Origin of the sequence: Burkholderia latens (assembly GCF_001718795.1) — a bacterium.
GTDB classification, from domain to species: domain Bacteria; phylum Pseudomonadota; class Gammaproteobacteria; order Burkholderiales; family Burkholderiaceae; genus Burkholderia; species Burkholderia latens_A.
In genome coordinates this window covers 1,055,821-1,080,548 of sequence record NZ_CP013435.1, presented here as the reverse complement: position 1 = coordinate 1,080,548, position 24,728 = coordinate 1,055,821, and the positions used below count along the sequence as shown (strand labels likewise).

Below are 24,728 nucleotides of genomic sequence, written 5' to 3'. Positions count from 1 at the left end.
GATCAGAACAGACTCAACTGCATGTCGTCGCGCGACTTCGCACCCGTTGAGCCCGCTACCGTGCGCCGTGCTGCCTCAGGGACCGCCGGCGCGCTGCGAAACCGCGACATATCCAGAATGCCGTTCCTGCGCTCGTTCAACCCGAGCCGCTTGACGGCCTGACGGAAACGCTGCCGCAACAGGTCGGCCCAGATCCCCTCGCCCTTCATCCGTTTCGAGAAATCCGAGTCGTAATCCTTCCCGCCGCGCATGTCGCGCACACGATTCATCACGCGCTCCGCGCGATCGGGAAAATGCGCGGCGAGCCAGTTCTTGAACAGCGGCGCGACTTCCCACGGCAGTCGCAGGACGATATAGCTCGCGTGCGTCGCACCGGCTTCCGCGCACGCCTCCAGCACACGCTCCATGTCCGGCTCGGTGACGAACGGGATCATCGGCGCAATGCTGACGCCGACCGGCACGCCCGCGTCGCGCAGCGCGCGGATCGTCCGCAGCCGGCGTGCGGGCGTCGCCGCACGCGGCTCGAGCGTGCGCGCGAGATCGGCGTCGAGTGTGGTGATCGTGACGGCCGCCATCACCTGCCCGCGCTCGGCCATCGGCGCAAGCAAATCGAGATCGCGCTCGATCAGCGAAGATTTGGTGATGGCGGCAAACGGCAGTTCGTGATCGTGCATGACCTGGATCACGCTGCGCGTGATGCGCAGATCGCGCTCGACCGGCTGGTATGCGTCGGTGTTGACGCCGAGCGCGATCGGCTCCGGCACGTAACGCTTGCGCGAAATCTCCCGCTCGAGCAGCTCGGCCGCGTTGACCTTCGCATAGATCCGGCTCTCGAAATCCAGACCGGGAGACAGGCCGAGATAGCTGTGCGTCGGACGCGCAAAGCAGTAGATGCAGCCGTGCTCGCAACCGCGATACGGATTCAGCGACACGCTGAACGGAATGTCGGGCGACTGGTTGTGCGTGAGGATGCTTTTCGCGCGCTCCTCGAATACCTGCGTGCGCAGCGGGGCGGGCAGATCGGTATCGTCCGATTCGTGCGTCCAGCCGTCGTCCACCGCTTCGCGCAGCGCCGTTTCATAGCGCCCCTGCAGATTGTCGACCGCACCGCGCCCCTTGCGGGGCACGGGCGGCGCTATCGGAAATTCGTTGTCGGACAGATCGTCCATGCGCTCACCCGTTCGCCTGCACCCAATACTGTACATTTATACAGTATTGGGTGCAGTGTGCCAAGGGCGAGATAAAGGGTTCGACACGCGGCCAGGCAACGGGCCGAGGCAGTGGTCATTCGCCGACCGAAATCGTCAGCGTCTCCTTGATTTCCTCCATCACGACGTAGCTCTTGGACTGCACCGCACCGGGCAGTTGCAGCAGGATGTCGCCGAGCAGCTTGCGATAGTCCGCCATTTCGCCGATCCGTGCCTTGATCAGGTAGTCGAAATCGCCGGAGACGAGATGGCATTCGAGCACCTCGTCGATCTTCATCACTTCACGGCGGAACTGCTCGAACATGTTGCCGCCCTTGTGGCCGAGCGTGATCTCGACGAATACCAGCAGCGCCGCGCCGAGCTGCGCCGGATCCACGCGCGCGTGGTAGCCGGTGATGACGCCGTCGCGCTCCATGCGCCGCACCCGCTCGATGCACGGTGTAACGGTAAGCCCGACCTGTTCCGCGAGGTCCTTCATCGCCATCCGGCCGTCGTCCTGCAGCAGTTTGAGGATGCGCCGGTCGAGCTTGTCGAGCGAGCGTACTGGCTGGCGTTGCGTTCTCATTTCTTTATGCTGAAAACCTGAAAAATACGATAACAAAACCTGCACATTCGACAATAACATAGCGCAAAAAACTAGATCAGCTAGAGGTTACACGGAGCCGCAGGTGCGCCCGGCCTCGACCTGATTTCTTCGATCTGGAGCAGCTATGCGAGTCGTCATTCTGGGCAGCGGTGTGGTGGGCGTGGCAAGCGCGTATTACCTCGCGCGGGCCGGTCATGAAGTCACGGTGATCGACCGGGAAGCCGGCCCGGCGCTCGAGACGAGCTTTGCGAACGCGGGCCAGATCTCGCCCGGCTATGCTGCGCCGTGGGCCGCGCCCGGCGTGCCGTTGAAGGCCGTCAAGTGGATGTTCGAAAAGCACGCGCCGCTTGCGATCCGGCTCGACGGCACGCGCTTCCAGCTCCAGTGGATGTGGCAAATGCTGCGCAACTGCACGGCCGAGCGCTATGCGGTCAACAAGGGCCGCATGGTGCGCCTCGCCGAATACAGCCGCGACTGCCTGCAGGCGCTGCGCGCCGACACCGGCATCCAGTACGAAGGCCGTACGGGCGGCACGCTGCAGCTGTTCCGCACGCAGCAGCAGCTCGACGGTGCGGCAAAAGACATCGCCGTGCTGCAGGAAGCGAACGTGCCGTTCGAACTGCTGTCGCCGGCAGAGCTCAAGAATGCCGAACCGGCGCTCGCCGCCGTATCGCACAAGCTGACGGGCGGCCTGCGCCTGCCGGGCGATGAAACCGGCGACTGCCAGCTCTTCACGACGCGCCTTGCGGCGCTTGCCGAATCGCTCGGCGTGAAGTTCCGCTACAACACGCCGATCGATGCGCTCGCGATCGCCGGCGGCAAGATCGCCGGCGTGCAGTGCGGCAGCGAGACGGTGCGCGCGGATGCGTACGTCGTCGCGCTGGGTTCGTACTCGACGAACTTCATCGCGAACCTGATGAAGATTCCCGTGTATCCGCTGAAGGGGTATTCGATCACTGCGCCGATCGTGAACGAGGCGGCCGCACCCGTGTCGACGGTGCTCGACGAAACGTACAAGATCGCGATCACGCGTTTCGACCAGCGCATCCGTGTCGGCGGGATGGCCGAAATCGTCGGCTTCGACAAGAACCTGCGCGCGGCGCGGCGCGAAACGCTCGAAATGTGCGTGAACGACCTGTTCCCGGGCGGCGGCGACACGTCGAAGGCGACGTTCTGGACGGGCCTGCGCCCGATGACCCCGGATGGCACGCCGATCGTCGGCCGCACGCCGGTGTCGAACCTGTTCCTGAACACCGGCCACGGCACGCTCGGCTGGACGATGTCGTGCGGGTCGGGGCAGTTGCTCGCCGACCTGATCTCGGGCAAGAAGCCGGCGATCCAGGCCGATGACCTGTCGGTCCATCGCTATCTGAAGGACGTGGCCGGCCAGACGCGCCCGGCATACGCGTAAATCGGAGCGAGCCGCTGCATCGACGACAAAGGCGCCGGACGGCGCCTTTGTTGTTTCGGAGAGCGCGGCTGCGAGTGTCGATGGGGTCCGAGACTGGCTTCCACGTGCGCTCGTCGCCCGCCGGGCGAATCGACGTCGTCGGCTCCCGTCCTGCCGCTGCGATGCGAGCCGCGCGACACGGTGCGATCGCAGACCGTCTGTGACGAAGGTCATCCGCCCCGCTTCGGCGACGACCCAACAAAAAAGGGGCGCTCATCGCGCCCCTTGTCGTGCCGTACGCCTAGCGCGTCGACGTCACGCGATATCAGCCGAGTTCGTTCACGAGTTCCGGCACGAGCGAGAACAGATCGCCGACGAGACCGTAATCGGCCACGCTGAAGATCGGCGCCTCCGGATCCTTGTTGATCGCGACGATCACCTTCGAATCCTTCATGCCGGCCAAGTGCTGGATCGCGCCCGAGATGCCGACCGCGATGTACAGCTGCGGTGCGACGATCTTGCCGGTCTGGCCGACCTGGTAGTCGTTCGGCACGTAACCGGCATCGACTGCCGCACGCGATGCGCCGAGCGCTGCCGACAGCTTGTCCGCCAGCGGCTCCAGCACCTTCGTGTAGTTCTCGCCGCTACCCAGACCGCGGCCGCCCGACACGATGATGCTCGCGCTGGTCAGCTCCGGACGGTCGAGCTTCGTCACTTCACGGCTGACGAACTGCGACTTGCCTGCATCGGCCGCCGCTTCGATCTTCTCGACCGACGCGCTGCCGCCTTCCGCCGCAACCGGATCGAAGCCCGTTGCGCGCACCGTGATGACCTTGATCGGGTCGCTGGACTGCACCGTCGCGATCGCGTTGCCCGCGTAGATCGGGCGCTCGAACGTATCGGCACTGTCGACCGCCGTGATATCCGAGATCTGCGCGACGTCCAGCTTCGCCGCGATGCGCGGCGCGACGTTCTTGCCGTAGGCCGTTGCCGGCGCGAGGATGTGCGAGTAGTCCTTCGCGATGTTCAGCGCGGTCGCCTCGACGTTTTCCGCGAGGCCTTCGGCCAGTTGCGGCGCGTCGGCCAGCAGCACCTTCGACACGCCTGCGATCTTCGCTGCCGCATCGGCCGCTGCTTGCGCGTTGTGGCCAGCGACCAGCACGTGGATGTCACCACCGATCTTCGTTGCCGCTGCGACCGTGTTCAGCGTCGCGGCCTTGATCGACGCGTTGTCGTGTTCTGCAATCACCAGAATCGTCATTTCTTTCCGCTCCCTCTCACAGCACCTTGGCTTCGGTCTTCAGCTTCTCGACCAGCGTCTTCACGTCCGGCACCTTCACTCCGGCCGCGCGCTTCGGCGGCTCGACCACCTTCAGCGTCTTCAGACGCGGCGCGACGTCCACGCCGAGGTCTTCCGGCTTCACCGTTTCCAGCGGCTTCTTCTTCGCCTTCATGATGTTCGGCAGCGTCACGTAGCGCGGCTCGTTCAGGCGCAGGTCGGTCGTCACGACTGCCGGCAGCGTCAGCGACAGCGTTTCCGCGCCACCGTCGACTTCGCGTGCAACCGTTGCCTTGCCGTCGGCGATCGTCACCTTCGACGCGAACGTCGCTTGCGGCAGGCCTGCGAGCGCCGCGAGCATCTGGCCCGTCTGGTTCGAATCGTCGTCGATCGCCTGCTTGCCGAGGATCACCAGTTGCGGCTGCTCCTTGTCGACCAGCGCCTTCAGGATCTTCGCGACGGCCAGCGGCTCGACGCTGTCGTTCGACTCGACGAGGATCGCGCGATCCGCGCCGATTGCCAGCGCCGTGCGCAGCGTTTCCTGCGCCTGCGTGACGCCTACCGACACCGCGATCACTTCGGTCGCGACGCCGGCTTCCTTCAGGCGCACGGCTTCTTCAACGGCGATTTCGTCGAACGGGTTCATCGACATCTTCACGTTCGCGATGTCGACGCCCGTGTTGTCCGACTTCACGCGGACCTTCACGTTGTAATCGACCACTCTTTTCACTGGCACCAGGATTTTCATGCACACGCTCCAAAGTTACGAATACGACCAGAGGCCATTCTATAGCGAGGCCTTGTGACTGCGCGGCCAAGCGGACCCATCCCTCATGGCTACCGAGGATAGCGCTCCTCGATGGCGCGCCGGTAATAGCGAACGGTCGTTCTATTTTAAAAGAGAAAAAACCCGGACGCAAAGCCCGGGTTTTCGATCATCGACTCTAATCGCCGCCGGGCGCGCCCTGTACGTTGCGCTGCTTACCACGCGGCGATGACCGCGCCGCCGAATTTCTGTTCGATGAACTGCTTCACTTGCGCGGAATGGTAGGCCGCGATCAGTTTCGCGACCCACGGCTTGCCGCGGTCCGCGTCGCGAATTGCGAGAATGTTCGCGTACGGGCCGCTCGGGCCCTCGATCGCAATCGCGTCCTGCTTCGGTTTCAACCCCGCTTCCATCGCGTAATTGGTATTGATCGCCGCCGCGTCGACGTCGCCGAGCGAACGCGGGATCTGCGCCGCATCGAGTTCGACGATCTTCAGCTTGCGCGGATTGTCGACGACGTCGAGCGGCGTCGCCTTGAGGCCCGCGTCCGCACGCAGCTTCAGCAGCCCCTGCTTCTGCAGCAACAACAGCGCGCGGCCGCCATTGGTCGGATCGTTCGGCACGGCGACGCGCGCGCCCGGCTTCAACTCCGCGAGCGACTTCACGCGCTTCGAATAAATGCCCATCGGGAACGTGACGGTGTCGGCCACCTTGATCAGCTTGTAGCCGCGATCCTTTACCTGCGCCTGCAGATACGGATCGTGCTGGTAGCTGTTCGCGTCGAGATCGCCCGACGCGAGCGCAGCGTTTGGCTGCACGTAATCCGAGAATTCGACGACGCGAATGTCGAGGCCGCTCTGTGCGGCGACCTTCTTCACCACGTCCATGATCTGCGCGTGCGGGCCACCCGTCACACCCACCTTGATGGTTTCGGCGTGCGCGTGCGCGCTCGCGAACAGTGCGGCTGCGCCCAGTGCAGCCGCGAATTTCAGCATGAAACGTCGTTGCATCGTCTTCCCCGAACCGAATGAAGGCCGTTTTTACTTGTGGCTGAGCCGGCGCACCAGCCAGTCGCCGAACGATTGCACGATCTGCACGAACACGATCAGGATCGCGACGACCGTCCACATCACTTCAGGCAGATAGCGCTGGTACCCGTAGCGGATCCCGAGATCGCCGAGCCCGCCGCCGCCGATCGCACCGGCCATCGCCGAATAGCCGACGAGCGACACGAACGTGATCGTCAGGCCGGCGACGATGCCGGGCAGCGACTCGGGCAGCAGCACCTTGAATACGATCTGCGACGTCGTCGCGCCCATCGACTGCGCGGCTTCGATCAGCCCGCGGTCTACCTCGCGCAGCGCCGTCTCGACCAGGCGCGCGATGAACGGCGCGGCCGCGAGCGTGAGCGGCACGACCGCCGCGGCCGTGCCGATCGACGAGCCGGTAACGAGCCGCGTAAACGGAATGACCGCGACCAGCAGGATGATGAACGGCGTCGAACGCACCGCGTTCACGATGCCGCCGAGCACACGATTCACGCCGAGGTTCTGCAGCACGCCCTGGCGGTCGGTCAGATACAGCAGCACGCCGAGCGGCAGCCCGACGAGCGCACCGACCGCCCCCGAGATGCCGACCATGATCAGCGTCTCCCAGAACGACTGCACGAACATATCGAACATCTCACTCAACATACGAAAGCTCCTCCACCACCACGCCTTGCTCGCGCAGGAACGCGAGCGCCTGCCCGACCTTGCCCGGTTCGCCGCCCGCGAGCACCGCCAGCGAGCCGAACGCCTGCCCCTGGATCTCGTCGATCTGGCCGTGCAGGATGTTGAAATCGAGTTCGTACCGGCGGATCGTCTCCGACAGGATCGGCTGGTCGACGCCGGAGCCGGTGAACGCAAGCCGCAGCAGATGGCCGCTGCCGGCCTTCAATCGCTCGGCCACGCGCGCCTTCAGCGCCGGCGGCAACTCCTGCGCGATCACGTCGCCGATCAGCGCGCGCGTCACCTCGTGATGCGGCTGCAGGAACACGTCGATCACGCGGCCTTCCTCGACTACGCGGCCCGCGTCGAGCACCGCCACGCGGTCGCACACCTGCTTGATCACTTCCATCTGGTGCGTGATCAGTACGATCGTCAGGCCGAGTTCGCGGTTGATGCGCTTCAGCAGGTCCAGAATCGAGCGGGTCGTTTCGGGATCGAGCGCCGACGTCGCTTCGTCCGACAGCAGCACCTTCGGCTTGCTGGCGAGCGCGCGGGCGATGCCGACGCGCTGCTTCTGGCCGCCGCTGATCTGCGCCGGATAGCGATCCTTCTGCGCGGACAGCCCGACGAGTTCGAGCAGCGGCAGCACGGCCGCCTCGATGTCGGCCCGGCTTGCGCCGGCCAGTTCGAGCGGCAGCGCGACGTTGTCGAACACCGTGCGCGACGACAGCAGGTTGAAGTGCTGGAAGATCATGCCGATCTCGCGGCGTGCTTCGCGCAGGGCGCCGGCGGGCAGCAGCGTGAGATCGCGCCCGCCGACGACGACATTGCCTTCCGTCGGCCGCGTGAGCAGATTGATGGTGCGCACGAGCGTGCTCTTGCCGGCGCCGCTTCGGCCGATGATGCCGAACACTTCGCCTTGGGGAATCGTCAGGTTGACGTTGTGCAATGCGTCGACCCAGCCTGTCGGCCCGGGAAAACGCTGCGACAGATTGCGTAATTCGATCATGTAAACAAAACGGCGGCCGGCTGGCGAGCAGGCCCGCCAATCGGCCGCCGATGCATCGGGAATAGCCGGCGATTTTACCGCAAACCCCTCATTCCCCTTAATAATCGATTTCGATCTTTTCATAACCGGACGAAATTAGAGCGCTGCCGCTGCCCGCCGCCGGACGGCCGCGTCTATGATCCGGATCACGATATGAACGAAAAGGGGACACGCCCGATGACCGCGACGACCACGCAGCCTCCCAACACCGCGACCACCACGGGCGCATCGCCGCCGCCCGCGCCGCGAATGGGCCGCCTGCGCACCGCAGACGGACTCGAACTCGCGTCGTACCGCTGGCCGGCCGGCGACGGCACGCTGCCGCCCCGCGCGACGATCGCGCTGGTGCACGGCCTGGCCGAGCATGCGGGCCGTTATGCGGCGCTTGCAGCGAGACTGAACGCGGCCGGCATCGACGTGCTCGCGATCGATCTGCGCGGGCACGGCCAGTCGCCGGGCAAGCGCGCGTGGGTCGAGCGGTTCGACGATTACCTGAACGATGCCGATGCGCTCGTCGACGAAGCCGCCCGCGGCAATACGCCGCTCTTCCTGATGGGGCACAGCATGGGCGGAGCCATTGCGGCGCTGTATGCGATCGAACGCGTGCCGGCCCGCGGCCATGCGCTGTCCGGTCTCGTGCTGTCGAGCCCGGCGCTCGCGCCCGGGCACGACGTGCCGCGCTGGATGCTTGCGATGAGCCGCTTCATCAGCCGCGTGTGGCCGACCTTTCCCGCGATCAGGATCGACGCGGCGCTGCTTTCGCGCGATCCGGCCGTCGTCGCGGCCAATCGCGCCGATCCGCTCGTGCACCATGGCGCGGTACCAGCGCGCACCGGCGCGGAAATCCTGGATGCGATGGCGCGTATCGAGCGCGGGCGCGGCACGCTGCGCGTGCCGGTGCTCGTCTATCACGGCACCGACGACAAGCTGACCGAACCTGACGGCAGCCGCGCATTCGGCGCGCACGTCGGCTCGCCCGATCGCACGCTGACGCTATTCGAAGGTGGCTTCCACGAAACGATGAACGATCTCGAGCGCGATCGCGTGATCGACGCGTTGATCGCGTGGATTCTCGCGCGCGTGCCGGCGCGCTGAGCGGGTGCCGCGCCGCGGCCGCTCAGATGCCGGCCAGCACGCGCAGGTGCGCGACGACGCTGCGTCCGAGCGCGGACAGGTTGTAGCCGCCCTCGAGGCAGCTCACGATGCGGCCCTGCGCATGCCGGCGAGCGACGTCGACGATCTGCGCGGTCAACCATTCGAAATCGGCCTCCACGAGACCGAGGTTGCCGATGTCGTCCTCACGATGCGCGTCGAAGCCGGCCGACACGAACAGCATTTGCGGCTTGAACGCGTCGAGACGCGGCAGCCAGAACATGTCGACCGCCTCGCGGATCGCCATCCCGTTGCTGCGCGCGGGCATCGGCAGATTGACCATGTTCGGCGCCTGATGGTCGACGCCGGAAAATGGGTACAGCGGATGCTGGAAGAAGCTGCACATCAGCACGCGCTCGTCGTTCGCGAACGCCGCTTCGGTGCCGTTGCCGTGATGCACGTCGAAATCGACGATCGCGACGCGCTCGAGGCCGTGGACGTCGAGCGCATGCCGTGCCGCGATTGCAACGTTATTGAAGAAACAGAAGCCCATCGCCCGCGCCGGTTCCGCGTGATGGCCGGGCGGACGCACGCTGCAGAACGCATTCGCATAGCGGCCTTCGATCACAGCGTCGGTTGCCGCGATTGCGCCGCCGGCCGCGCGCAGTGCAGCCCGCCACGTGTCGCGGTTCATCAGCGTATCGGGATCGATTTCGACGTAGCCGTCGACGGGCGTCATGCTGCGGATGTAGTCGATATGGGCCTGCGTATGCACGCGGCCTAGCGCGACCTCGCTCGCGAACGGCGCGGTTTCGTGCACGATCAGATCGTCGATGCGGCTCGCGATCAGCTGATCCTGGATCGCCGACAATCGGGCCGGACATTCCGGATGCCATTCCCCCATTTCGTGCAGCATGCAGTCGGGGTGCGTATAGAAGGCGGTTGCCATAAGCTGTCATCCGCGACGCAGCGTGCGCCGCAGGTCTCCATCAATGATGTCCATCGTCTGCCGCGAATTCCGCCGCTAACTTACCACATCGGTGCGCTGCCTCGCCCCGGCACGCAGGATGCGTCGGGTATACTGCGCCGAACCCCATCGCCCTGTCCGCCCGCTTCGACATGAATTCCAGCAAGCCCGCCGCCCTTCTCTCCATGCTGTTCCGCGTTCGTGTTCCGCTCGTTGCCGGTGCCGTCGCCGCGATGCTGGCCGCCGCGCCGGCCGCCGCGCAGACGCCGTCTGCGAAGTCGTCCGGCACGCTCGTCGCGCAGGCGCAACCGCAGCAGCCGGCACCGCAAGGCCAGACCTTCGAAGAGGAAATCGTTCCGCAGCGTTACGCGAACAACGCGAAGGTCGATGCATTCATCGACGAGATGGCGAGCCGCAACGGCTTCGATTCCGCGAGCCTGCATGCGCTGTTCTCGCGCGTCAGCTACTCGGCCACAGCCGTGAAGCTCGTGAAGCCGGCGCCGACGCCTTCGGTGAAGAACTGGCGCGTCTATCGCTCGCGCTTCATCGAACCGATCCGCATCAACGCGGGCGTGAAATTCTGGAAGGAGAACCGGGCGACGCTGCAACGCGCATCTGCGCAATTCGGCGTGCCTCCGGAGGTAATCGTCGGCATCATCGGCGTCGAAACGATCTATGGCCGCTACATGGGCAACTTCCGCGTGCTGGATGCGCTGACGACGCTCACGTTCGACTACCCGGACACGCCGAATCGCGACAGCCGCCAGGCGACCTTCCGCAAGAACCTGGAGGATTTCCTGGTCTGGACCCGCGACAACCAGCTCGATCCGACCACCGTGCTTGGCTCATATACGGGCGCGATCGGCATCCCGCAGTTCCTGCCGAGCAGCATCCGCGAATATGCGGTCGACTACGACGGCGGCGGCCACGTCGATCTGCGCAGCAGTCCTGCCGATGCGATCGGCAGCGTCGCGAACTATCTGAAGCAACACGGCTGGGAAACCGATCGGCCGGTGGTGTGGCGCATCACGCCCGACACCGGCAGTCTCGGCATCGCGCAGGCCGCAGCCGACGGCCAGCCCGAGCCGCACTGGGCGCTGTCGCAATTGCTGCGCGCGGGCATGACGCTCAACGAGCCGACAGTCAACATCACGACCGAAGCGAGTACGCCGGTCACCGTGGTCGACCTGCCGTCGCCGGCAAGCGCAACCGAGTACATGCTCGGCCTGAAGAACTTCTATGTGCTCACGCGCTACAACCGCAGCTTCTTCTACGCGCTCACGGTGTACCAACTCGGCGAAGCCGTGAAGGCCGAAATGGAAGCGCGCGGCGCGCTGCCGCTGCCTGCGGCCGACACGGAAGCGCCGGCGCAGTAAGCCCGGCCCCAAGCAAAGAAAAAGCGCTGCTGATGCAGCGCTTTTTTTATCGCGCCGCCCGGCCGACGCCGACCGGGCACCGCCTCGCGTTCATGCGGGGAACACGCCGGTCGACAGGTAGCGGTCGCCGCGATCGCAGATGATGAACACGATCGTTGCATTCTCGACCTGGCGCGCGATGCGCATCGCGACTTCGCACGCGCCACCCGACGAGATGCCGGCGAAAATGCCTTCGACCGCCGCGAGCCGGCGCGCCATCGTTTCCGCCGCGGCCTGGCTCACGCCCTCGACGCGATCGACGCGGCTGCGATCGAAAATCGTCGGCATATAGGCTTCCGGCCACTTGCGAATGCCCGGAATACGGGAGCCCTCTTCCGGTTGCGCACCGACGATCTCGATTGCCGGGTTCTGCTCCTTCAGGTAGCGCGACGTGCCCATGATCGTGCCCGTCGTGCCCATCGCCGACACGAAGTGCGTGATGCGCCCTTCGGTATCGCGCCAGATCTCCGGTCCCGTCGTTTCGTAGTGCGCGACGGGGTTGTCGGGATTCCCGAACTGATCGAGGATCACACCCTTGCCTTCGCGCTGCATCTGCTCCGCGAGATCGCGCGCCAGTTCCATCCCACCCTTCACCGGCGTCAGGATGATTTCGGCGCCGTAGGCGGCCATGCTCTGGCGGCGCTCGACCGACAAGTCCTCCGGCATGATCAGCACCATCTTGTAGCCGCGGATGGCCGCAGCCATCGCGAGCGCAATGCCCGTGTTGCCGCTCGTCGCTTCGATCAGCGTATCGCCCGGCTTGATGCGGCCGCGTGCCTCGGCCTTGCTGATCATCGACAGCGCCGGACGATCCTTCACGGAACCGGCCGGGTTGTTGCCCTCGAGCTTGGCGAGCAGCACGTTATTGCGTGCGCGAATCTCATCGTCCGGCAGGCGGACCAGTTGCACGAGCGGCGTGTTGCCGATCGTGTCTTCGATAGTTTTGTAAGCCATGGGGATACCGTGAGTGCGAGGGCGATCAATCGATTGATTGTAAACCAGCGCAGGCGCGCACGCGGGCAACCCCCATCGACACGATGGAATACCGGTGCCGCGCGATTCAAGATCGTGCCGGCGCAGCTTGCACGCAAAAAACCCGCGGCGTGCCGCGGGAAGCCGTCGCAACGACGGCGACTGAAGGAGCCTTTGCTGGAACCGTTGCGGGGCGGGCGTTACTTGTGCGCAGTGCGTGCCGGCGCCGGCGCGGATTTCGCGGCAGCGGACTTGCCGGCAGCAGGCACGGCGGCACCAGGAGCGGTAGACGAGATGGTCAAGCCCTCCTGCTGAAGGCGCTCGACCGTGTGGCCGCCCATGCCTTTCACGCGCGACGCGAGATCTTCTGCATTCCTGAACGGGCCGCGCGCGGAGCGCTCGTCGAGAATCGCCTTGGCCCGCGCGGGGCCGATGCCCTTGATGCCGACGAGCGCATCCTCGTTCGCGGTGTTGACGTCGACGGCCGCCCAGGCCGAAGCGATCGCGCCGAACATCGCGGCGGCCGCAAGCCATTTCCTGATCATGTGCTGGATCTCCGATGAAAACGGCCGGCGGCTGCCGACCGTGAGACCCAGTCTAGCGACGCAACGACTGCGTTTAAACCTGGCCGGACAGCCAACGCACGTAGCGATCGACCCCTTCCTGCACGGTCAGGAACGGCGCATCGTAGCCGGCGGCACGCAGCTTCGTCTGGTCGGCCTGCGTGAAGCATTGGTACTTGCCGCGCAGCGCATCGGGGAACGGCACGTATTCGATCAGCCCCTGTTCGACCTGCTGCGCGAGCGTCAGCGGCGGCTGGTTGTCGAGCGCGCGCAGCGTGTTCACGACCGTCGATGCGATGTCGTTGAACGGCTGCGCACGGCCGGTGCCGAGATTGAAGATGCCCGACTTCTCCGGATGATCGAAGAAGAACAGGTTCACCTTCGCGACGTCCTCGACCGAAACGAAATCGCGTGTCTGCTCGCCCGGCGCGTAGCCGTTGTATTCGCCGAACAGCTTGACCTTGCCTTCCGCGCGGAACTGGTTGAAGTTGTGGAACGCGACCGATGCCATGCGGCCCTTGTGCGTTTCACGCGGACCATACACGTTGAAGTAGCGGAACCCGGCGATCTGGCTCTTCGCGCTCGGCAGCACGCGGCGGACGACCTGGTCGAACAGGAACTTCGAATAGCCGTAGACGTTCAGCGGCGCCTCGACCTCGCGCTCCTCGACGAAGCGCGTCGAGCCGCCGTAGATCGCGGCCGACGACGCGTACAGGAACTGCGCGCCCTGCGCGAGGCACGCATCGAGCACCGCGCGGCTATAGCGGAAATTGTTGTCCATCATGTAGCGGCCGTCGGTTTCCATCGTGTCCGAACAGGCGCCTTCATGGAACACCGCACGTACCTTGCCGAAGTCGCCACGCGTAAAGCGCTCGACGAATTCGGTCTTGTCGAGATAGTCGTCGATCTCGCAATCGACAAGATTCCGGAACTTGTCTGCGCGCGTCAGATTATCGACCGCGATGATGCGCGACTCGCCGCGCTCGTTGAGCGCCTTGACGATGTTCGCGCCGATAAAACCGGCTGCGCCGGTGACGATAATGGTCATGGTCGTCCTGCCTGAAAAATTACAATACCCATGCGCGGCGCGCTCAGCGCGCCGCGCAACGCGCTTAGTGAAAGAGTTCGTCGTAGTCTACCGTGGCCGTGCCGAGCTTACCGACCACGATGCCCGCGGCACGGTTCGCGAGCACGACGGCGTCGACGAGCGGCACGCCGGCGCCGAGCATCGTCGCGACCGTCGCGATCACCGTATCGCCCGCACCCGACACGTCATATACCTCGCGCGCCAGCGCCGGCGCATGCAGTTCGCCGTTCGCGGAGAAGAGCGTCATCCCCTCTTCCGAGCGCGTGAGCAGCAGCGCATCGAGGTCGAGGTCCGCGCGCAGCTTCGCGACGCGCGCACGCAGGTCGTCTTCCGAATGCCAGTGGCCGATGACTTCGCGCAGCTCGGCGCGATTCGGGGTAATCAGCGACGCGCCGCGATAGCGCTCCCAGTCGCCGCCCTTCGGATCGACGAGCACGGCCTTGCCGGCCGCGCGCGCCTTCTCGATCATCGTCGTCACGTGCGTGAGGCCGCCCTTCGCGTAGTCCGACATCAGCACGACGTCGTGCTCCGGCAACAGCACGTCGAAACGGGCGAGCCCGGCGAGCAGTACTTCGTGCGTGGGCATCGCCTCGAAGTCGACCCGCAGCAGCTGCTGCTGGCGCGCGAGCACGCGCAGCTTGATGGTGGTCGGCAGCGCCGCATCGCGTTCGAGATGAGGCGTCACGCCGCTACTGCCGAGCAGCTCGACGATCCGCTCGCCGGGTTCGTCGCAACCGACCACGCACAGCAAGCCGGCCTGGCCGCCGAGCGTCACCGCATTGCGCGCGACGTTGGCCGCGCCGCCGAGGCGCTCTTCCTGGCGCTGCACGTGAACGACCGGCACCGGCGCTTCCGGCGAAATACGTTCGACGTTGCCAAACCAGTAACGGTCGAGCATCACGTCGCCGACGACGAGCACGCGCGAGCTCGCAAGCTGCGCCCGCGGTACCGGCACCACTTCACGAAGCGTAGTCATCGTGCACTCACCGACGGGAAAGGGACTGGGGATCGACGTGCGGGCGGCCGATCGCGTAGTAGTCGATGCCGAGTTCCGCCATCGCGTCCGGCTCGTACAGGTTGCGCCCGTCGAAGATCACCGGCGCCTTCAGTTCCGCCTTCAGGCGCGTGAAATCCGGGCTGCGGAATTCCTTCCACTCGGTGACGATCACGAGCGCGTCCGCGGCTGTCACGGCTGCGTCCTGCGTATCGACGAAGTGCAGGCGCGCAAGCGCGTCGGAACCGTCGCCGAGATCGAGCGAAAACACACGGCGTGCCTCGTCGATCGCGACCGGGTCGTATGCGCGTACGGTCGCGCCGCGCTCGAGCAGCGCGCCGATCAGCCGACGGCTCGGCGCCTCGCGCATGTCGTCCGTATTCGGCTTGAACGCGAGACCCCACACCGCGAATTCGCGACCGGTCAGGTCCGCACCGAACCGCTGCTCGATCTTGCCGATCAGCACGTCCTTCTGCGCGGAGTTGGCCGCTTCTACGGCCTCCAGGATGCGCAGCGGCTGGCCGTTCTCGCCGGCCGTGCGGATCAGCGCCTGCACGTCCTTCGGGAAACACGAGCCGCCATAACCGACGCCCGCGTACAGGAAGTGATAACCGATGCGCGGATCGGAGCCGATCCCGCGGCGCACGGCTTCGATGTCGGCGCCGACCTTGTCCGCCAGGTTCGACATTTCGTTCATGAACGAGATGCGCGTCGCCAGCATCGCATTCGCTGCGTATTTCGCGAATTCCGCCGACCGCACGTCCATGTAGATCGTGCGTTCGTGATTACGATTGAACGGCGCGTAGAGCTTCTTCATCTTCTCGCGGGCGATCGTTCCCGTCTCGTCATCGTCGACGCCGATGATGATGCGGTCCGGGCGCATGAAGTCCTCGACGGCCGCGCCTTCCTTCAGGAACTCGGGATTCGAAACGACCGAGAAGCGGTGCGCGACGCTGCCCGCGAGCCCGCGCGCGCCGAGCGCCTCGTCGACCACGCTGCGCACGCGCTGCGCGGTGCCGACCGGCACCGTCGACTTGTCGACGATCACCTTGAAGCCGGTCATGTGACGGCCGATGTTGCGCGCGGCCTCGAGCACATATTGCAGGTCGGCCGAACCGTCCTCGTCGGGCGGCGTGCCGACCGCGATGAACTGGATCTCGCCGTGCGCGACGCTCGCTTCGATGTCGGTCGAGAAACGCAGGCGGCCGGCCGCGCGGTTGCGCGCGATGATGTCCAGCAGCCCCGGTTCGTGAATCGGCATCCCGCCGTTGTTCAGGATGTCGATCTTGCGCGGATCGACGTCGAGACAGAAGACGTCGTGGCCGATCTCTGCAAGACAGGAGCCCGTGACGAGACCGACGTAGCCGGTGCCGATGATGGTGATTTTCATAGATGTTCCGGTACTTCCCGGTGATTGACTAACTTGGCCGCCAGGCCGGGCCCGGCGGCGACGCCGCGTGTCGCTGCCGCGCGCCGGGATCAGCCCGGCATCGCAGGTTCGACGCGGCGCGGCGCATAGGTTTCCCAGCCGCTGCAGCCGGGGCACTGCCAGTAGAAAAGCCGTGCCCGGAAACCGCAATTTTGGCACGTATACCGTGGCAGATTTTTGGTGCGCTGCTTGATCAGCGCACGCATCATTTCAAGCTCCTTACGGCGCGGCTCGTCGGCGGCCGCGATCTGCGCGTCGAGCAGATGCAGCATGCCCGACAGGTTCGGCGACTTCTCCATCTGCGTGCGCGCAAGCGTATGTGCAGCGTCCTGGCCGCGCAGCCCCGCGATGTGCTGGTATGCGATGTCGAGCAGGTCGTTCGACGGATAACGATCGATATAGCCCATCAGCAGCTCGGCGCCCTCGACCGGCTTGCCGAGCGCAACGTGGGCCTTCATCAGCTTGTCGGCAACGAGCGGCAGATATGCGGGATTCTGCGCTTCGACGCGCTTCCAGTGCTCGATTGCAGCTGCATGATCGCCCGCGGCCTGCGCGGCGTCGCCGGACAGGATCGTCGCCCGCACGTTCTGCGGGTTCGCCGCGAGCGCGAGCTTCAGCTGGTCGGCCGCGACCGCAGCGTTCTTGCGCTGCAACGCGTCCTGCGCGAGTTCGCAGTGGAACTGCGCAATTTCGATGCCGAGCGGCTTGTCGCTCATCGACTCGATGCGCTTCGCCGTATCGATCGACTTGTTCCAGTCCTTCTCGATCTCGTAGATCGTCAGCAGCGCCCGCTGCGCTCCGAGCGCGTAGTCGCCGTCGGCAAGCCGGTGGAATGCCTCCTCTGCCCGATCGAGCAGGCCGGCCTTCAAGAAGTCCTGGCCGAGCTCGTACAGCGCGTGATCGCGCTCGTTGACGGGCAGGTCCGTGCGGCTCAGCAGGTTCTGATGCACACGGATTGCGCGGTCCGTTTCGCCGCGACGACGAAACAGGTTGCCGAGCGCGAAGTGCAGTTCGACCGTCTCCGGGTCGAGCTTCGCGACTTCGATGAACGCATCGATCGCCTTGTCCGGCTGTTCGTTCAACAGAAAATTCAGGCCGCGGAAATACGATCGCGGCAGGTTGGCACTCTCCGACAGGAGGTTCTTCAGGTCATAGCGTGACGCCGCCCAGCCGAGCGCGAACGCCACCGGAATCGCGAGCAGCCACCAGAAATCCAGATCCATGCGAAATATCGATGCAGAGACGAAAACCGCGCGAAGATCGCGCGGCGTCCGAGTTAAATGACGGGCGGCATCGGCGGCTGGTCGACGATGGCCGGAGTTTCCCGGGCCGCGCGCAAATCGCGCTTCAGGCGCCCGTTCTCGACGCGCAGGCGGAAGATCGCCGGCAGCGCGGACAACAGGCCGGCAAGCAGCCCGACGACGAAGAACGCGAGGCCGATCAGGATCAGCGGCGCTTGCCATGCATAGCCGGCAACGAAATTCAGCGTCGCGGTTTGCGTATTGGCCAGCGCGAGCACCAGCAACAGCACGAACACCAATACCCGGATCAGCCAGACGATAAACTTCATGTAGCCCTCTCGTTGTTGAGGTTTGCCGTGGCGCGCGACTCCCCTTCGCGTCGCCGAATCGACCCGTATTGTAAAGGAAGCGTTTCCGCGTCACCGCACATCCTGCGGCCAGGCGCGGCCACGCAGCGGCCGAAAATGAAAAAAGCGCCCACTGGGGGCGCTTTTTTCTTCAGCTTTGCCGGCGTGATTCCGGGCATGCCGAACGACGTTCAACGCTCGTCGTCCGGATCGTCAGCTTTCAGCGGCTCGCCGGCGCGGCCGTCGACGCGTTCACGCAATTCCTTGCCAGGCTTGAAGTGCGGCACGAACTTCTCGGGCACCTGCACTTTCTCGCCGGACTTCGGGTTGCGTCCGACGCGCGCCGGGCGACGGTTGAGGCCGAAGCTGCCGAAACCGCGAATTTCAATGCGATGACCTTTGGACAGAGCATCGGACATCGCATCGAGCATCGTTTTCACCGCGAAATCCGCATCCTTGAGGACAAGTTGCGGAAATCGCAGTGCCAGCTGCGCGACCAACTCGGATTTGGTCATACTTCAGCAGACCTCGTGAGGCTTACTGGTTCTGGCCGTCGAGCTTCGCCTTCAGCAGCGCGCCGAGGTTGGTCGTACCGGTCGCAGCAGCGCTGGAGTCGGACTGCAGGCCGCGGATCGCTTCCTGTTGTTCAGCCGAATCCTTTGCCTTGATCGACAGGTTGATGCCACGCGACTTGCGATCGATGTTGATCACCATCGCGTTGACCTTGTCGCCTTCCTTCAGCACGTTGCGTGCGTCTTCGACGCGATCCTGCGAGATTTCCGATGCACGCAGGTAGCCTTCGACGTCGCCCGTCAGCGTAATGACAGCGCCCTTCGCATCGACCGACTTCACCACGCCGTCGACGATCGAGCCCTTGTCGTTCATTGCAACGTAGTTGCTGAACGGGTCGCCTTCGAGCTGCTTGATGCCGAGCGAAATGCGCTCCTTCTCGACGTCGATGCCGAGCACGATCGCTTCGACTTCGTCGCCCTTCTTGTACTTGCGAACAGCTTCTTCGCCGGCTTCGCTCCACGACAGGTCCGACAGGTGGACCAGGCCGTCGATGCCGCCCGGCAGACCGATGAACACGCCGAAGTCGGTGATCGACTTGATTGCGCCCGTGATCTTGTCGCCCTTCTTGAAGTTGCGGCTGAAGTCATCCCACGGATTCGGCTTGCACTGCTTCATGCCGAGGCTGATACGACGGCGGTCTTCGTCGATCTCGAGGACCATGACTTCGACTTCGTCGCCCAGTTGCACAACCTTCGACGGTGCAACGTTCTTGTTGGTCCAGTCCATTTCCGACACGTGGACGAGGCCTTCGATGCCCGATTCCACTTCGACGAATGCGCCGTAGTCGGTGATGTTCGTGACCTTGCCGAACAGGCGCGTGCCCGACGGGTAACGGCGCGAGATGCCTTCCCACGGATCGTCGCCCAGTTGCTTGATGCCGAGCGAGACGCGGTTCTTCTCTTGGTCGAACTTGAGGATCTTCGCGGTGACTTCCTGGCCAACCGACAGGACTTCGCTCGGGTGACGCACACGGCGCCATGCGATGTCGGTGATGTGCAGCAGGCCGTCGATGCCGCCGAGGTCGACGAACGCGCCGTAGTCGGTGATGTTCTTGACCACGCCGTTGACGATCGCGCCTTCCTTCAGCGTCTCGAGCAGCTTCGCGCGCTCTTCGCCTTGCGTTGCCTCGATCACTGCACGACGCGACAGCACGACGTTGTTACGCTTGCGATCGAGCTTGATCACGCGGAACTCGAGCGTCTTGCCTTCGTACGGGGTCGTGTCCTTGACCGGACGCGTGTCGACCAGCGAACCCGGCAGGAACGCGCGGATGCCGTTGACCATCACGGTCATGCCGCCCTTCACCTTGCCGGTGATCGTGCCGGTGACGAGTTCGTTGTTGTCGAGGGCCTTTTCCAGCGACAGCCACGATGCAAGGCGCTTTGCCTTGTCGCGCGACAGGATCGTGTCGCCGTAGCCGTTTTCGAGTGCGTCGATCGCGACGGACACGAAATCGCCCGCCTGCACCTCAACCTCGCCCTGATCGTTCAGGAATTCCTCGATCGGAATGTAAGCCTCGGACTTCAGGCCTGCATTGACGACCACGAAGTTGTGGTCGACGCGCACGACTTCGGCGGAGATCACTTCGCCGGCGCGCATGTCTTGGCGGGTCAGCGACTCTTCGAACAGAGCCGCAAAGGATTCGGTATTCGGGGTGGAGGTTTGCAGGTCGGACATAAAAATCTGATTGTGCATGGTTCGCTGTGCCACGCCGGCCGGAATGGCAGGCTGAAAGGGCCAGATCGAAGCCACACGGGGTTAAGGGTTCGAAACACGCTCCGCACTTACGCGCGGAGCACCTACTGACGCCCGCCTTGTCAGGCTGGCTGGCCGAGCGCCCGGTACCACTGCAGCACCTCGTCGACGGCTTCATCGACCGACAGCGCCGACGTATCGAGCAGCTTGGCATCTGCCGCGGGCTTCAGCGGCGCGGCCGCGCGATTGCTATCGCGCGCGTCCCGTTCGCGCAAATCCCGGAGCAAGTCAGCTATATTAGCAGAAAAACCTTTTTGCATCAATTGCTTATGCCGTCTGGCCGCGCGCGCCTCCGCGCTGGCCGTCAGGAACACCTTCAGCACGGCATCCGGGAAGATTACGGTGCCCATGTCGCGCCCGTCCGCGACGAGGCCCGGCGTCTTGCGAAACGCCCGCTGGCGCGCGACCAGCGCGGCGCGCACCGGCCCGTGCACGGCAATCGCCGACGCGCGGTTGCCGACCGCTTCCGCACGAATGTCGTTCGACACGTCGACCCCGTCGAGCTGCGCGCAGCCCTCGCGAAACGTGATGTGAAGATCGTCGATCAGCTTCACGAGCGCGTCGATGTCCTCCGCTGCGATGCCGTAGCGCACGCTTGCAAGCGCGGCGAGCCGGTACAGCGCCCCGCTGTCGAGCAGGTGGAAGCCGAGGTGCGCGGCGACGAGCGCGGCGACAGTGCCCTTGCCGGAGGCGGTCGGGCCGTCGATCGTGATAACGGGGGTCGGGTGAAAGGGTCGTGTCGATTTCATCGGGTACGGTCGGGTCAGGCTTTGGCGAGCGCGGCGAAGCGGTCGAAATAGTCGGGGAACGTCTTGCCGACGCACTTCGGGTCGTTGATCCGCACGGGCACGCCGCCCAGGCTGACGAGCGAGAAGCACATCGCCATCCGGTGATCGTCGTACGTGTCGATCGCAGCGTTCGGCGTGAGCCGCTGCGGCGGCGTGACGACCAGATAGTCGGAGCCTTCCTCGACGATCGCACCGACCTTGCGCAGCTCGGTCGCCATCGCGGCGATACGGTCGGTTTCCTTCACGCGCCAGCTCGCGATGTTGCGCAGCGTGCTCGCGCCGCTCGCGAACAGCGCCGCAACCGCGATCGTCATCGCGGCATCGGGAATCAGGTTGAAGTCCATGTCGATCGGCTCGAGCTTGCCGTGGTCGTGGCCGATGCCGCGCACTTCGATCCAGTCGTCGCCCATCGTCACGTTCGCGCCCATTTGCATCAGCGCGTTCGCGAAGCCCACGTCACCCTGAATGCTCGCGCGTCCCACGCCCTCGACGCGCAGCGGGCCGCCGCCGAGCGCGCCGGCCGCGAGGAAGTACGACGCCGACGACGCATCGCCTTCGACCATGATGCGGCCCGGCGAACGGTAACGGACACCGGCCGGCACGACGAAGCGCTGCCAGCCGTCGCGCTCGACGGTCACGCCGAAGCGCTCCATCAGCCGGATCGTGATGTCGATGTACGGCTTCGAGATCAACTCGCCGTCGACTTCGACGACGATCTTTCCGTCCTTCGCCTTCACGAGCGGCAGCGTCATCAATAGCGCGGTGAGGAACTGGCTCGACACGTCGCCGCGCACGCGGATCGGCGCGTCGACTGCAATCGCCGCGGGCTTGATCCGCAGCGGCGGGAAGCCTTCGTTCTGCTCGTAGTCGATCTGCGCGCCGATCTGCCGCAGGCCGTCGACGAGGTCGCCGATCGGCCGCTCGTGCATGCGCGGCACGCCGTGCACGCGATAGTCGCCACCGTTCACGGCGAGCGCGGCCGTCAGCGGGCGCACGGCGGTGCCCGCGTTGCCGAGGAACAGGTCGGCCGTCTTCGCGGTAAACGCGCCGCGCGTGCCGGTGACGACACAGGTGTCGCCGTCGCGCGCGAGTTTCACGCCGAGCTTGCCGAGCGCGTCGAGCATCACGCGCGTGTCGTCGGAATCGAGCAGGTTCGTGATCGTGGTGTCGCCTTCGGCAAGCGCGGCGAGCAGCAGCACGCGGTTCGAGATGCTCTTCGAGCCAGGCAGGCGCACGGTGCCCGATGCGCTGGAATACGGGCCGAGATCGAGATAGTCCATGGGGAATCGTCCTGTTATTTCTTGACCGGCTCGGCAGCGGGCTGCGCGCCGCGCTCCTGCCATGCCTTGCGTGCCGCGCGCGAGCGCGTGAACACGGTTTCGAGCGCCGCGCCGTCGCCCGCGTCGATCGCCGCACGCAGCCGTGCGAGCACGCGCGTGTAGCCGTCGAGTTCGTCGAGCAGCGCCGCGCGGTTCGCGACGCACACGTCGCGCCACATTTCCGGGCTCGACGCAGCAATGCGCGTGAAGTCGCGGAAGCCGCCCGCCGCGTACGAGAATTTCAGCTCGGCATCCGCCTCGCCGAGAATCTGCTCGACGAGCGCGAACGACAGCACGTGCGGCAGATGGCTGATCGACGCGAATACGCGGTCGTGCTGCGCCGTGCTCATCGTGCGCACGTCGGCGCCGGTTGCCCGCCACATCGCGTCGATCCGCTCGACCGTTTCGGGTGCGTTCTCCGGCAGCGGACACAACACGACGTTACGGCCGACGTACAGATCCGGCAGCGCGGCTTCGACGCCGCTCGACTCTCGTCCGGCGATCGGATGCCCCGGCACGAACTGCGCGATCCGTGCGCCGAGCGCCTCGCGCGCGGCCGCGACGACGTCGGACTTGGTGCTGCCCGCGTCGGTGACAATCGTCGCGGCGTCGAGCGACGGAGCGATGCGTGCGAGCAGCGGGTGCGTCTGTGCGACGGGGGCGGCCAACAGTACGAGGTCGGCGCCGGCCAGCGCGTCGCGCAGTTGCGCATCGTCGTCGAGCGACGCCGCGCGATCGATCACGCCGAGCGCGAGCGCACGCTCGACCGACGCCCGCGAACGGCCGACGCCGACGACTTCACCCGCGCCGCCCGGCTCACGCTCGCGCAGCGCGCGCGCCAGCGATCCGCCGATCAGGCCGACGCCGAAGATGACCAGTTTGTTGAATGCAAAGCCTGACACGACATGAGCCAAGTGACGCACGCGGAACGATGCCCCGCGCACGGAAGTCCAGATTCCGGGCAACAGGCGCGCACCCGGCGCTCCACGCGCCGGCTACCGCCCGAACCCGCCTTCGGCAGTGCCGCCAGGCCTGCCCTGCCCGCTGCGCCGCCGCGTTCGCACGGCACGCGACGGGCCGCCGCGCGTCAGCGCGCGCGCGGATACGATCCGAGTATCTTCAGGAACGCGGCCTTCTGACCAAGCTCCGCGAGCGCGGCGGCCACGGCCGGCTCGCCCCGGTGCCCTTCGATGTCGATGTAGAAGTAATACTCCCACGTGCCGACCCGCGCCGGACGCGACTCGAAGCGCGTCATCGACACGCCGTGCCGCGCGAGCGGCTCGAGCAGCTTGAACACGGCGCCCGGCTCGTTCTTCACCGACACGATCAGCGACGTCTGGTCGTGACCGCTTTGCCCCGCCGGCTGCTTGCCGACGATGACGAAACGCGTGCGATTGTGCGGATCGTCCTGGATCAGCGAGAACGCGATCTGCAGCCCGTAGTGCGCGGCCGCGCGATCGCCGGCAATCGCCGCCACGCCCGGATCCGCCGCCGCGAGGCGCGCGGCCTCCGCATTGCTCGCGACCGCTTGCCTCTCGAGCTGCGGCGCGTTCGCGGCGAGCCACTGCTGGCATTGCGCGAGCGCCTGCGCATGCGCGCATACGCGCGTGACGCCGTCGAGCGTGCCGCTCTGCGTGAGCAGGTTGTGATGGATGGGTAGTGCGAGTTCGCCGCTGATCAGCAGCTGCGTCTGCAGCAGCAGATCGAGCGTGCGCGACACCGCGCCTTCGGTCGAATTCTCGACCGGCGCGATGCCGAACGCGCACGCGCCAGCCTCGACCGAGCGGAACACCTCATCGATCGACGGACACGGCAGCCCTTCGATCGACTGGCCGAAATACTCGAACATCGCCTGTTCGCTGTACGTGCCGACCGGCCCGAGGAATGCGACGTGGATCGTCTGCTCGAGCGCCCGGCTCGCGGCCATGATCTCGCGCCAGATCGCGCTGATGTGCTCGCCCGCGAGCGGCCCCGCGCTCATGTCCTGCAGGCGCGCGATCACCTGCAGCTCGCGCTCCGGCCGGAACACCGGCGCGTTGAAATGCTTCTTGACCTCGCCCACCTCGAGCGCCACCGCGGCGCGCTGGTTGAGGAGCGCAATCAGTTGCGCGTCGATCGCATCGATGCGGTCGCGCAGCGGTTTCAGGCGGGAATTCAGTTCGTCGTCCATGCGTTTTGCCGTGCTGTTTGAACAGCGCCG

Annotated in this window: 24 protein-coding genes; 3 read left to right on the top strand and 21 right to left on the bottom strand. The window is 65.5% G+C overall.

Annotated elements, in window-relative coordinates:
• Window positions 1-2: 2 nt before the first annotated feature.
• Window positions 3-1,169, bottom strand: coding sequence for a PA0069 family radical SAM protein (locus WK25_RS05050; RefSeq protein WP_059543814.1), 1,167 nt, complete (start codon window positions 1,167-1,169; stop codon window positions 3-5).
• A 115-nt stretch (window positions 1,170-1,284) separates the two neighbouring features.
• The gene (locus WK25_RS05045; protein ID WP_040143708.1) at window positions 1,285-1,773 is read right to left on the bottom strand and encodes an Lrp/AsnC ligand binding domain-containing protein; all 489 of its coding nucleotides are present in this window, start codon (window positions 1,771-1,773) and stop codon (window positions 1,285-1,287) included.
• 145 nt (window positions 1,774-1,918) lie between these two features.
• On the opposite strand from WK25_RS05045, the gene WK25_RS05040 reads away from it, so the two are divergent.
• Complete coding sequence (locus tag WK25_RS05040) at window positions 1,919-3,205, top strand: D-amino acid dehydrogenase (protein WP_069241116.1); 1,287 nt, start codon at window positions 1,919-1,921, stop codon at window positions 3,203-3,205.
• A gap of 304 nt (window positions 3,206-3,509) precedes the next feature.
• Here the strand turns inward: WK25_RS05040 and WK25_RS05035 are convergent, their stop codons facing one another.
• The 5 genes from WK25_RS05035 to WK25_RS05015 form a co-directional block, all read right to left on the bottom strand.
• Entirely contained in the window at window positions 3,510-4,445 is a 936-nt protein-coding gene (locus WK25_RS05035; RefSeq protein ID WP_040143706.1) for an electron transfer flavoprotein subunit alpha/FixB family protein, read from the bottom strand.
• Window positions 4,446-4,461: 16 nt separating this feature from the next.
• Window positions 4,462-5,211 carry an electron transfer flavoprotein subunit beta/FixA family protein gene (locus WK25_RS05030; RefSeq protein ID WP_014897713.1) on the bottom strand — a complete coding sequence of 250 codons (750 nt, stop codon included), beginning with the start codon at window positions 5,209-5,211 and terminating at the stop codon, window positions 4,462-4,464.
• Between the two features lie 233 nt (window positions 5,212-5,444).
• The gene (locus WK25_RS05025) at window positions 5,445-6,239 is read right to left on the bottom strand and encodes a MetQ/NlpA family ABC transporter substrate-binding protein (protein ID WP_069241115.1); all 795 of its coding nucleotides are present in this window, start codon (window positions 6,237-6,239) and stop codon (window positions 5,445-5,447) included.
• A gap of 30 nt (window positions 6,240-6,269) precedes the next feature.
• A complete protein-coding gene (locus tag WK25_RS05020) occupies window positions 6,270-6,923 on the bottom strand; it encodes a methionine ABC transporter permease (RefSeq protein WP_040144905.1) in 654 nt (217 codons plus the stop codon).
• Window positions 6,913-7,947 (bottom strand): methionine ABC transporter ATP-binding protein, encoded by a 1,035-nt coding sequence (locus tag WK25_RS05015; protein WP_040143704.1) that lies wholly within the window; start codon window positions 7,945-7,947, stop codon window positions 6,913-6,915. Before WK25_RS05015 ends, WK25_RS05020 begins: the two co-directional genes overlap by 11 nt.
• A gap of 216 nt (window positions 7,948-8,163) precedes the next feature.
• Here WK25_RS05015 and WK25_RS05010 point away from each other — a divergent pair, with 216 nt between their 5' ends.
• Entirely contained in the window at window positions 8,164-9,081 is a 918-nt protein-coding gene (locus tag WK25_RS05010; protein WP_069241114.1) for an alpha/beta hydrolase, read from the top strand.
• 22 nt (window positions 9,082-9,103) lie between these two features.
• On the opposite strand, the gene WK25_RS05005 is transcribed toward WK25_RS05010, so the two are convergent.
• Window positions 9,104-10,027, bottom strand: a complete 924-nt coding sequence (locus WK25_RS05005) for a histone deacetylase family protein (protein ID WP_040143702.1) — start codon at window positions 10,025-10,027, stop codon at window positions 9,104-9,106.
• A 170-nt stretch (window positions 10,028-10,197) separates the two neighbouring features.
• Between WK25_RS05005 and mltB the strand changes: the two genes are divergently transcribed.
• The gene (gene mltB, locus WK25_RS05000) at window positions 10,198-11,421 is read left to right on the top strand and encodes a lytic murein transglycosylase B (RefSeq protein WP_059543825.1); all 1,224 of its coding nucleotides are present in this window, start codon (window positions 10,198-10,200) and stop codon (window positions 11,419-11,421) included.
• A gap of 90 nt (window positions 11,422-11,511) precedes the next feature.
• On the opposite strand, the gene cysM is transcribed toward mltB, so the two are convergent.
• The 13 genes from cysM to pheA form a co-directional block, all read right to left on the bottom strand.
• Entirely contained in the window at window positions 11,512-12,414 is a 903-nt protein-coding gene (gene cysM / locus WK25_RS04995) for a cysteine synthase CysM (protein WP_040143700.1), read from the bottom strand.
• Between the two features lie 218 nt (window positions 12,415-12,632).
• Window positions 12,633-12,977 carry a ComEA family DNA-binding protein gene (locus WK25_RS04990; RefSeq protein ID WP_040143699.1) on the bottom strand — a complete coding sequence of 115 codons (345 nt, stop codon included), beginning with the start codon at window positions 12,975-12,977 and terminating at the stop codon, window positions 12,633-12,635.
• A 73-nt stretch (window positions 12,978-13,050) separates the two neighbouring features.
• Window positions 13,051-14,043 (bottom strand): ADP-glyceromanno-heptose 6-epimerase, encoded by a 993-nt coding sequence (rfaD, locus tag WK25_RS04985; RefSeq protein WP_059543826.1) that lies wholly within the window; start codon window positions 14,041-14,043, stop codon window positions 13,051-13,053.
• A gap of 64 nt (window positions 14,044-14,107) precedes the next feature.
• Window positions 14,108-15,058: a D-glycero-beta-D-manno-heptose-7-phosphate kinase gene (rfaE1, locus tag WK25_RS04980; protein WP_083252959.1), complete on the bottom strand. Its 951-nt coding sequence runs from the start codon at window positions 15,056-15,058 to the stop codon at window positions 14,108-14,110.
• A gap of 7 nt (window positions 15,059-15,065) precedes the next feature.
• Window positions 15,066-16,466, bottom strand: a complete 1,401-nt coding sequence (locus tag WK25_RS04975) for a UDP-glucose dehydrogenase family protein (RefSeq protein ID WP_069241112.1) — start codon at window positions 16,464-16,466, stop codon at window positions 15,066-15,068.
• Window positions 16,467-16,555: 89 nt separating this feature from the next.
• Window positions 16,556-17,728, bottom strand: coding sequence for a lipopolysaccharide assembly protein LapB (gene lapB / locus WK25_RS04970; protein WP_040143697.1), 1,173 nt, complete (start codon window positions 17,726-17,728; stop codon window positions 16,556-16,558).
• A gap of 53 nt (window positions 17,729-17,781) precedes the next feature.
• A complete protein-coding gene (locus WK25_RS04965) occupies window positions 17,782-18,075 on the bottom strand; it encodes a lipopolysaccharide assembly protein LapA domain-containing protein (protein ID WP_040143696.1) in 294 nt (97 codons plus the stop codon).
• A gap of 209 nt (window positions 18,076-18,284) precedes the next feature.
• Window positions 18,285-18,608: an integration host factor subunit beta gene (locus WK25_RS04960; RefSeq protein WP_006750752.1), complete on the bottom strand. Its 324-nt coding sequence runs from the start codon at window positions 18,606-18,608 to the stop codon at window positions 18,285-18,287.
• 22 nt (window positions 18,609-18,630) lie between these two features.
• Window positions 18,631-20,343, bottom strand: a complete 1,713-nt coding sequence (gene rpsA, locus WK25_RS04955; protein ID WP_040144903.1) for a 30S ribosomal protein S1 — start codon at window positions 20,341-20,343, stop codon at window positions 18,631-18,633.
• Window positions 20,344-20,483: 140 nt separating this feature from the next.
• On the bottom strand, window positions 20,484-21,170 hold the full coding sequence (cmk, locus tag WK25_RS04950) for a (d)CMP kinase (protein WP_069241111.1): 687 nt from the start codon (window positions 21,168-21,170) through the stop codon (window positions 20,484-20,486).
• A gap of 14 nt (window positions 21,171-21,184) precedes the next feature.
• Entirely contained in the window at window positions 21,185-22,489 is a 1,305-nt protein-coding gene (gene aroA, locus WK25_RS04945) for a 3-phosphoshikimate 1-carboxyvinyltransferase (RefSeq protein WP_069241110.1), read from the bottom strand.
• Window positions 22,490-22,503: 14 nt separating this feature from the next.
• Window positions 22,504-23,430, bottom strand: a complete 927-nt coding sequence (locus WK25_RS04940) for a prephenate dehydrogenase/arogenate dehydrogenase family protein (RefSeq protein WP_040143693.1) — start codon at window positions 23,428-23,430, stop codon at window positions 22,504-22,506.
• A 185-nt stretch (window positions 23,431-23,615) separates the two neighbouring features.
• Window positions 23,616-24,698 (bottom strand): prephenate dehydratase, encoded by a 1,083-nt coding sequence (gene pheA, locus WK25_RS04935; RefSeq protein ID WP_069241109.1) that lies wholly within the window; start codon window positions 24,696-24,698, stop codon window positions 23,616-23,618.
• Window positions 24,699-24,728 lie beyond the last annotated feature (30 nt).